Origin of the sequence: Streptomyces sp. NPDC008079 (genome assembly GCF_042957385.1) — a bacterium.
In the GTDB taxonomy this organism is placed as follows: domain Bacteria; phylum Actinomycetota; class Actinomycetes; order Streptomycetales; family Streptomycetaceae; genus Actinacidiphila.
On record NZ_JBIBIC010000008.1, the window covers coordinates 341,412 to 351,388 of the forward strand.

The 9,977-nt window shown below is 71.8% G+C and carries 5 protein-coding genes; 3 read left to right on the top strand and 2 right to left on the bottom strand.

Annotated features, from left to right (window positions below):
* Positions 1–132: 132 nt before the first annotated feature.
* A complete protein-coding gene (locus ACFZAM_RS19835) occupies positions 133–522 on the bottom strand; it encodes a VOC family protein (protein WP_355349503.1) in 390 nt (129 codons plus the stop codon).
* A 37-nt stretch (positions 523–559) separates the two neighbouring features.
* Positions 560–1,225 carry a DsbA family protein gene (locus ACFZAM_RS19840; RefSeq protein ID WP_391047630.1) on the bottom strand — a complete coding sequence of 222 codons (666 nt, stop codon included), beginning with the start codon at positions 1,223–1,225 and terminating at the stop codon, positions 560–562.
* 242 nt (positions 1,226–1,467) lie between these two features.
* On the opposite strand from ACFZAM_RS19840, the gene pepN reads away from it, so the two are divergent.
* The 3 genes from pepN (at position 1,468) to ACFZAM_RS19855 (ending at position 9,829) form a co-directional block, all read left to right on the top strand.
* Positions 1,468–4,056 (top strand): aminopeptidase N, encoded by a 2,589-nt coding sequence (gene pepN, locus ACFZAM_RS19845; RefSeq protein WP_391047631.1) that lies wholly within the window; start codon positions 1,468–1,470, stop codon positions 4,054–4,056.
* A gap of 1,074 nt (positions 4,057–5,130) precedes the next feature.
* Positions 5,131–6,291 carry a hypothetical protein gene (locus ACFZAM_RS19850; protein WP_391047633.1) on the top strand — a complete coding sequence of 387 codons (1,161 nt, stop codon included), beginning with the start codon at positions 5,131–5,133 and terminating at the stop codon, positions 6,289–6,291.
* Between the two features lie 202 nt (positions 6,292–6,493).
* Positions 6,494–9,829: a S8 family serine peptidase gene (locus ACFZAM_RS19855; protein ID WP_391047636.1), complete on the top strand. Its 3,336-nt coding sequence runs from the start codon at positions 6,494–6,496 to the stop codon at positions 9,827–9,829.
* Positions 9,830–9,977 lie beyond the last annotated feature (148 nt).

A 9,977-nucleotide genomic window follows, 5' to 3' on the forward strand; every position in this document is an offset into this window, starting at 1 on the left:
GTGCACCGTCAAGTTATCGGCGCGGTCCGGGGAGTCGGGGAGTTTCGGCAGGTCGCGTGAGGCATCTCACGTCCGTGACATGCGTCGGGGCGGGACCTCGCGGGCCCGCCCCGACTGCCGTGCCGGTCAACGTCACTTGTGGGGTTCGATCAGATCCCACCGGTTGCCGTAGAGGTCCTGGAAGACCACGACTGCGCCGTACGGCTCGTAGCGCGGCTCCTCCTCGAAGACGACCCCGGCGGCGACCATCCGCTTGTAGTCGCCGTCGAAGTCGTCGGTAGTGAGGAAGAGGCCGACCCGGCCGCCGGTCTGGTCGCCCACGCGGTCCGCCTGGGCGAGGTTGCCCGCGCGGGCGAGCAGCAGCGCCGTCTCGGACGAGCCGCGGGGCGCGACCACCACCCACCGGCCGCCGTCCGCGCGGGGCGTGTCCTCGCGCAGCTCGAAGCCGAGCGCGCGGGTGTAGAAGTCGATGGCCTCGTCGTAGTCACGCACGACGAGCGCCACCAGCCCTAGATGTGCCATCGGCGCGGCACCCCGTCCCGAACCCGGTCCCCCGCGCTCACTCGAAGCTCGGGCCCTTGGTGCGGGTGCGCTTGATCTCGTAGAAGCCGGGGATCGAGGCGACCAGCAAGGTGCCGTCCCAGAGCTTGGCGGCCTCCTCGCCGCGCGGGGTGGGGGTGACGACCGGGCCGAAGAAGGCGATCTGCTCGCCGTCGTCGCCGGGGACGGCGATGACGGGGGTGCCGACCTCCTGGCCGACCTTGTCGATGCCTTCCTTGTGGGAGGCGCGCAGCTCGGTGTCGTACTCGTCGGAGTCCGCGTAGTCGGCGAGGTCGGCGGGCAGGCCGACCTCTTCGAGCGCGGCGACGACGGTCTCGCGGGTCTTGGGCAGGCCCTGGTTGTGGAAGCGGGTGCCGAGGGCGGTGTAGAGCCGGCCCACGTACTCCTCGCCGTACTTCTGCTGGGCGGCGACGACGACCCGGATCGGGCCCCACGCGTCGCGCAGGAAGGTGGCGTACTCCTCGGGCAGCGTGTCGAGCTTGTCCTCGTTGAGCACCGCCAGGCTCATGGCGTGCCAGCGCACCTCGACCGGGCGGACCTTCTCGACCTCCAGCATCCAGCGGGAGGTCATCCACGCCCAGGGGCACAGCGGGTCGAACCAGAAGTCGGCCGGGGTCTTGTCGTTGCCTGGCCGGTTGTCGGTCTCGGGGGCGGTCGCGGTCACTGCGTACTCCTCGAACGGATCGTGCCGGGGCGTGCCGGGCGGCACGGGGGGCATGTGGGCTCACGGGGACATGAGTCCCCTGTCGCACAACGCGCGACCGGCGCGACGGCATTCCCCGTACCCCTCCCCCGTACGCCCCGCGTGGGAGGATGCGGGACGCTGTGACCACCCGGGAGACCCCCGGGGCCGCCCATGAGCCCACAGACCCGCGGGGCCTGTGAGAACAGACAAAGGAGTCGCCCGTGCCCGGCGAGAACCTCAGCCGCGAGGAGGCCCGTGAGCGGGCCTCGATCCTGTCCGTCGAGCGCTACGACGTGGCCCTCGACGTACGGTCGGCGGTGGACCCGGCCGACGCGGGCGGGGACCGCACCTTCCGGTCGACGACCGTGATCGACTTCCGGTGCTCGCGACCCGGCGCCTCGTCCTTCGCGGACCTGCTCGCCCCGGCCGTCACCTCCGTCCGGCTCAACGGCCGGGAGCTGGACCCGGCTGCCGTCTTCGACGGCACCCGGATCGCGCTGGACGACCTCGCGGAGCGCAACACCCTCGTGGTCGACGCGCGTTGCGCGTACAGCAGGACCGGCGAGGGGCTGCACCGCTTCGAGGACCCGGAGGACGGCGAGGTCTATCTGTACACGCAGTACGAGCCCGCCGACGCGCGCCGCGTCTTCGCCAACTTCGAACAGCCCGACCTGAAGGCGCCGTTCACCTTCCAGGTGACCGCGCCCGAGGGCTGGACGGTGCTGAGCAACAGCGAGCGGGACGGCGAGCCGGTGCCGTACGAGGGCGAAGGCGGCGGCGCGGTGTCGCGCTTCCTGCCGACGCAGCCGATCTCGACGTACATCACGGCGGTCGTCGCGGGCCCGTACCACGTGGAGCACGACCACTACTCGCGGACCTTCGAGGACCGGGCGGTGCTCGACGTGCCGTTGAGCGCGCTGTGCCGCAGGTCGCTGGCCCGGCACTTCGACGCGGACGAGATCTTCACGGTCACCAAGCAGGGCCTGGACTTCTTCCACGACAACTTCGACTACCCGTACCCCTTCGGGAAGTACGACCAGGCGTTCGTGCCCGAGTACAACATCGGCGCGATGGAGAACCCCGGATGTGTCACCTTCCGGGAGGAGTTCGTCTTCCGCGGCAAGGTCACCCGCGCGTCGTACGAGGGCCGGGCCAATGTGATCCTGCACGAGATGGCGCACATGTGGTTCGGCGACCTGGTCACCATGCGCTGGTGGGACGACCTGTGGCTGAAGGAGTCCTTCGCGGACTTCATGGGCGCCTTCGCGATGGTGGAGGCCACGCAGTACGACGCCGGGTGGATCACCTTCGCCAACCGGCGCAAGGCGTGGGCGTACCGCGCCGACCAACTCCCCTCCACGCACCCGGTGGTCGCCGACATCCGCGACCTCCAGGACGCGAAGCTGAACTTCGACGGCATCACGTACTCCAAGGGCGCCTCGGTGCTCAAGCAACTCGTGGCGTACGTGGGCCGGGACGCCTTCCTGGAGGCGGCGCGCCGGTACTTCAAGCGGCACGCGTACGGCAACACCACGCTCGCCGACCTGCTGGCGGTGCTGGCCGAGACCTCGGGCCGCGACATGGCGCAGTGGTCGCGCGCGTGGCTGGAGACGGCGGGCGTCAACTCCCTGACCCCGCAGGTGGTCTACGGCGCGGACGGGAAGATCACCGAGCTGTCGGTGCTCCAGACCGCCGCCGAGTCGCACCCCGAACTGCGCCCGCACCGCGTCGCGGTGGGCCTGTACCGGCGGGTGCCGGGCGGCGCGCTCGAACGGTACGCGCGGGTCGAGACCGACGTGTCGGGCCCGGTGACCGTGGTGGACGGCCTGGCCGGCCAGGACCGGCCCGAGCTGGTGCTGGTCAACGACGACGACCTGACGTACTGCAAGATCCGCTTCGACGAGGTGTCACTGGACACGCTCCGCGCCCATCTCGGCGACCTCACCGACCCGTTGGCGCGGGCACTGGCGTGGTCGGCGGTGTGGAATCTGACCCGTGACGGGCTGATGCCCGCCCGTGACTACCTCGGTCTCGTGCTGCTCTTCGCGGGCTCCGAGAGCGACATCGGGGTGCTCCAGTCGCTGCACCAGCAGGCGCGCTCCGCGCTGTCGCACTACGTGGCGCCCGACCACCGCGAGGAGGCCGCCAGGTCGCTCGCCGAGGGCGCGCTGCGGGAGCTGCGGCAGGCGGAGCCGGGCAGCGGCCACCAGTTGGCGTGGGCGCGGTTCTTCTCCTCCGTGGCCTCGTCGGCGGCCGATCTCCAGTTGCTGCGCGGGCTGTTGGACGGCTCGGCGAAGATCGACGGGCTCGACGTCGACCAGGAACTGCGCTGGACCTTCCTCGAGACCCTCACCGCCGAGGGCGACGCGGACGCGGCGGCGGTCGCGGCCGAGCGCTCCCGCGACGACACCGCCTCCGGTCACCGGCACGAGGTGCGCTGCCTGGCCGCGCGGCCCTCCGCGCAGGTCAAGGCGGCGGCCTGGGCCGATGTCGTGGACTCCGACCGGCTCTCCAACGCCTTGGTCGAGGCCACCATCGCGGGCTTCGCGCAGCCGGGGCAGCGGGGGTTGACGGCGCCGTACGTCGAGCCGTACTTCGCCTCGATCGAGCGCGTCTGGGGCGAGCGGTCGATTGAGATCGGCATGGCGGTGGTGCGGGGTCTGTTCCCGCACCACCAGGGTCCTGAGGCGCTGACCGCGGCCGACGCGTGGCTCTCCTCCCGCGCCGACGCGGCGCCCGCCTTGCGGCGCTTGGTCGTTGAGTCGCGCGACGACCTCGCGCGGGCGCTCCGCGCCCAGTCCCTGCGGTGAGCTGACGGGGGGTGTCTCTGCCCGCCCGCCCACCCGTGCGGGTGTTTTCTTCGTCTGCGGGTGCCGCTTGTGCCTGGGTCGGTGCCGGTCCGGGGCACCTCCTCGAAATGCGGCTACCTGGCCTTTGCGTATTCGGCACCCTCCCTGTCACCGCATTTCTGCGGGGGCACCCCGGCCCGTCCCCTCCCGGTACGTCGGCGTCCGACGGTCCGGTGGGGGTGGCCGGGAGGGGGGTGGGTGGGTACGGGTACGTCGACGTCCGCCTGTCCGCTGTGGTGGCGGACGGGGGTGGGTGGGGGCCAGGCCCTGCGCCCCCCGACCTCCCGGCGGGGTGAGCGAAAGGCGGTGAGTGGGGGTGCGGGCCCTGCGCCCCCGACCTCCCGGCGGGGTGAGCGAAAGGCGGTGAGTGGGGGTGCGGGCCCTGCGCCCCGCCAACCTCTCGGCGGGGTGGGCGAAAGGCGGTGAGTGGGGATGCGGGCCCTGCGCCCCCCAGACCTCCCGGCGGGGCGGAGACAGGCGGTCTCCGCCGATGCCCACAGCGGAGGGACACCTCCCCCGGTTACAGCGCGCGGGCGGACGCCGACGTAATGGAGCCCACCCACCCCCTCGCCGCCCCCACTGGCCAGGCGGAGGCCAACGGACCGTGACCCACCCACCCCCGCCCCGGCACCACAGCGGACCGTCGGCCGCCGACGCATCCCAGCCCACCCACCCCCTTCCCCGGCAACCCCCACCGGCAGGCGGACGCCGACGAGCGAGGAGGGGACGGGCCGGGGTGCCCCCGCAGAAATACGTTGACGGCCGGGTACCGGATGCGCAAAGGCCAGGTGATACGGATTTCGAGGAGGTGCCCCGGCCCGGCACCGACCAGGCACAAGCGGCACCCGCAGACGACAACACACCCGCACGGGTGGGCGGGCGGGAAAGAGCAGGCCCCCGGAGGGGGTCACCCGAATAGGTGAAAAGGTAAGCTCGGCATCCGAACACGTGGACTTTAGCCCAGGCTTGTCCGGGTTTGTCGACGGGCGTGTAACAGCGGTTAGTGACGGGGCCGGCGGCGGGAACGACCACGGCATGAGCATCGAGAACCCCCACACACACCGCACCGCCGACCACCTCCGCACCGCCCACAGCGTCTTGACGGTCCGTCAGCTCAGGGAGCGCGGCGTGACGCCGGGCGTGATCGCGGAGCGGTGCCGCCCGGGAGGGCCGTGGCAGCAGGTGCTGCCGCAGGTGTACCTGCTGCACTCCGGGCCCCCGAACAGCGCGGAGCGCCTGGAGGCGGCGCTGCTGTACGCGGGCCGCGATCCGGGAGCGCACGGCCCGCTCGGCGGCGGCCGGGAGGCGATGGTGACCGGGCTGGCCGCCCTCGCCCTGCACCGCTTCTCTTCGGTGCCGCCGCTGCCGGGGCTGCCGCGGATCGACGTCCTGGTGCCGCGGCAGCGCAGGCTGCGCGACGCGGGTGACGTGGCGATCCGCAGGACCAACGCGCTGCCCCGCCCGCAGGAGGTCGCCGGACTGCCCTGCGCGCCGGTGCCGCGCGCCTTGGCCGACGCGGTCGCGGAGCTGGACGACGCCGAGACGGTGCGGCGGATGCTGACCGAGGCGGTGCGCGGCGGGCACTGCGACGCGGGCGCCGTACTGGAGGAGCTGGAGCACGCGCGGCTGCTGGACCGGCCGCAGGTGGCGGCGGCGCTGGACGCGCTGCTCGCCGAGGGCCGGTCGGTCGCCGAGGACCGGCTGATCGCGATGGTGCGCTGCCACGCGCTGCCCGACCCGGTGTGGAACGTCGACCTGCGGCTGCCGGGCGGCCCGCCGCTGGGCGGGGTCGACGCGTACTGGCCGGAGCACGCGGTGGCGGTGGAGATCGACGCGCGCACCGTACGGCCGGGCACGGCGGCGGGCGGGGACGGCCACGGCGACGTATACGCGACGGACGCGTACGGGGACGGCGACGCGTACGGACCGGGTGGCACGTACGGTCCCGGCGGCGCCTTCGACCAGCTCTTCGACCGGGCCTTCGAGCACGGTTTCGAGAACGCCGAGGACGACGCGGTGTGGTCGCGCTACGCCCGTGAGCGGGAGCGTCTGGAGGCGCTGGGCATCACCGTCATCCACCTCACTCCGGCCAAACTGAGGGACTCCGCCGAGCAGCAGGCGGCGATCGTCAGGACCGCGCTGATGGCGTCCGCCGACCGGACACCCGCCGCGTATGTGGTGGTCACCCCGAGGTGACCACCCGTCACACGAGGAAGCGGGGTCCCGGCGATTTACCCCGACCCGTACCGTATTCGTCCTGATGGCGGTTGGCGGAAACACGTCATGCCCAGACCATTGGACGGTCAACACTCCCCAAAGGGGAGTCAATTCCAGCAATGTGAGCGATCGACCGGCTCCGTTTTCCGAACAGACCACCTCGGTCCGAACAGGGATGCCCATGCCACTCGCTCACATTCCCGGCAAGAGACGCGCGGCCCGTATCGCGCTGGCCGCGGGTCTGGTTGCCGCGCTGTCGGCCGCCGGGCCCGCGCTCGCGATCGCGGACGCGCCCGCCTCGCCCTCCTCCACCCCCGCGCCCGGCCCCGGCTCGCCGGACAAGGGCGCCGCCGACAAGGGCGGAGCCGCGGACAAACTCGGGTCCGCGGACGCCTCGCTGCTGGCCAAGGCCAAGGCGGACGGCGACAAGAACGTCACCTTCATGGTCGCCACCAAGCCCGGCAGCACCGGCCAGGTCGCCGACAAGCTGGACGCGCAGGGCGCCAGCGTGGGTCTGCGGTACGACAAGATCGGCTATGTGCGGGCCACCGTGCCGACCGGCAAGGCGGACCAGGCCATCGCGGCGGCGCAGAAGCTGTCCTCGGTCATCGCGATCGACCTCAAGCAGGAGATCAAGCTCGACGACCCGACCCCGGCGGCGGACACCACCGCGGCGGCGGCCAAGAACGGGAAGGCGTCGGCCACGACGTACCCCGGTCCCGGCAAGGACACCCCGGCCAAGAACCCGTACCAGCCGGCGTTCGAGACCGGCGCGGTCGACTTCGTCAAGGACAACCCGAAGTACGACGGCCGCGGCGTGACCATCGGCATCCTGGACTCGGGTGTGGACATCGGCCACCCGGCGCTCCAGAAGACCACCACCGGTGAGCGCAAGATCGTCGACTGGATCACCGCGACCGACCCGATCCTCGACGGCGACGCCACCTGGCGCCCGATGGTGACCGCGGTCTCCGGCCCGGCCTTCACCTCCTCGGGACGCACCTGGAAGGCGCCCGCGGGGAACTACTACTTCAGCACGTTCGCCGAATCCGCCACCATCGGCGGCGACATGAACGGCGACCTGAACCGCGACGGCGACACCACCGACAAGTGGGGCGTGCTGTACGACCCGGCCGCCGGTACGGTCCGCGTGGACCTGAACGACAACGGCGACTTCACGGACGACACCGCGATGAAGCCGTACAAGGACGGTTTCCAGATCGGCCACTTCGGCACCGACAACCCGGCGACGCCGATCTCCGAGTCGATCCCGTTCACCGTCGAGATCCGCAAGAACGTGCCCATGGACCCCTACGGCGGGACCTGGGTCGGCAAGACCGCGGACTTCGTGAACTTCGGCCTCGTGGAGTCCGAGCACGGCACGCACGTGGCGGGCATCACCTCCGCCAACAGCCTGTTCGGCGGCAAGATGAACGGCGCGGCGCCCGGCGCGAAGATCGTCTCCTCGCGCGCCTGCACCTGGAGCGGCGGCTGCACCAGCATCGCGCTCACCGAGGGCATGATCGACCTGGTCGTCAACCGGCACGTGGACGTGGTCAACATGTCCATCGGCGGTCTCGGCGCCCTCAACGACGGTGCCAGCGCCCGCGACCAGCTCTACAAGGAGCTGATCGACACCTACGGCATACAGCTCGTGATCTCCGCGGGCAACGACGGCCCCGGCGTCAACACCATCGGCGACCCCGGCCTCGCGGACCACGTGCTCAGCGTCGGCGCGTCCATCTCCAAGGAGACCTGGGCGGCCAACTACGGCTCGCAGATGACCGTTCCGTACTCGATGATGCCCTTCTCCTCGCGCGGCCCGCGTGAGGACGGCGGCCTCGCCCCGGTCATCACCGCGCCCGGCGCGTCCATCAACACCATCCCGACCTGGGAGCCGGGCGGGCCGGTGAAGGAGGCGGGCTACACCCTGCCGCCCGGCTACGCGATGCTCCAGGGCACCTCGATGGCGTCCCCGCAGGCCGCCGGAGCCTCCGCGCTGCTGCTGTCAGCGGCCAAGGCCAAGCACCTGACGGTCAGCCCCGCGCAGCTCCGTACCGCGCTGACCAGCACCGCCAAGTCGATCCCCGGCACGCAGACGATCGACCAGGGCGCCGGTCTCATCGCCGTCGGCCCGGCCTGGAACCTGCTCAAGCAGGGCGGCAAGACCAACACGTACACGGTCAAGGCGCCGGTCAACACGGTGCTGAAGGACTACCTCGTCACCCCGGGCTTCGGCACGGGCGTGTACGACCGTGAAGGCGGCCTCCAGGCCGGGCAGTCGCGGACGTACGACGTCACCGTGACCCGTACCAGCGGTCCGGTCTACGCCCAACTGCACACGCTCACCTGGGCGCACAACGACGGCACGTTCAAGGTGGCCAGCCCGCTGGTGCTGCTGCCGCTGAACAAGCCGGTCACCGTGAAGGTCACCGCGAAGCCGAAGTCGGTGGGCGCGCACAGCGCGTTGCTGAACATCGACGACCCGCTGACCCGCGGCATCGACTCGCAGATGTCGGCCGCGGTGCTCGTCTCCACCCCGGTCGCGGGCCCGTCGTACACGCTGACCCGCTCCGGCAGCATCGAGCGCGACACCACGAGGTCGTACTTCGTGAAGGTCCCGGCGGGCGCGACCTCGCTGGAGGTCGCCATGGACGGGCTCAAGACCGGCAGCCAGACCCGGTTCCTGACGATGCACCCGTACGGTGTGCCGCTCGACTCGACCCAGACCATCGACTGCTACCCGAACTACGACAACCCCAACAACAAGTGCCGCCCGGACGTGCGCTCCTACGCCAACCCGATGCCGGGCGTGTGGGAGATCGCGGTCGAGGCGCGCCGCACCTCGCCGCAGCTCGACAACCCGTACAACCTGTCGGTGACGCTGCTCGGCGTGGCCTTCGACCCGGCGGTCAAGACGGTTCCCGAGGCCAAGGTCGGCACGCCGACCCCGGTCGACTGGACGGTCACCAACGGCTTCGCCCCGATCCAGGGCAAGCTCAAGGGCGGCCCGCTCGGCTCGGCGTTCACCGCCAAGCCGACGATCGCCGACGGTGACACGCAGACCACCACCTTGACGCTCGGCCCCGGCGCCTCCCGGCTCGACGTGTCGATCGGCGGGACGTCCGACACGGCCGCCGACCTCGACCTGTACGTCTACCGGGACGGGGTGCTCGTCGCGCAGTCCGCCAGCGGCGGCTCCGACGAGCGGGTCAGCCTGGCCAACCCGCCCGCGGGCACGTACACCTTCGAGGTGGACGCCTACGCCGTACCGGCGGGGACGACCACCTACGACTACGAGGACGTCTACTTCTCCGACGCCCTCGGTACGGTCACGGTGGACGACACCACCACGGTCAACCTGCCGCACGGCGCCTCCGCCAAGGTCTCGGCCTCGCTCCTGGCCTCGGCCGCGGCGCCCGAGGGACGCAAGTTCTTCGGTGAGGTGCAACTGCTCAACGCGCGCGGCTCGGTCGCGGGCAAGGGCAGCGTGATCATCACGAAGACGACGCCGTAACGGAGTTGTCCTTCGGGGGGTGGGGGGGGGGGGGGCCCCCCCCCCCCCCCCCGCCCAGGACACGCCGCCCCCCGGCCGGGCGGCCGGCCCCCGCCCCGGGCCCCCCCCCCGGGCACAAACCCGGGCCGCGGGGGGGGTTGGCGGGCGC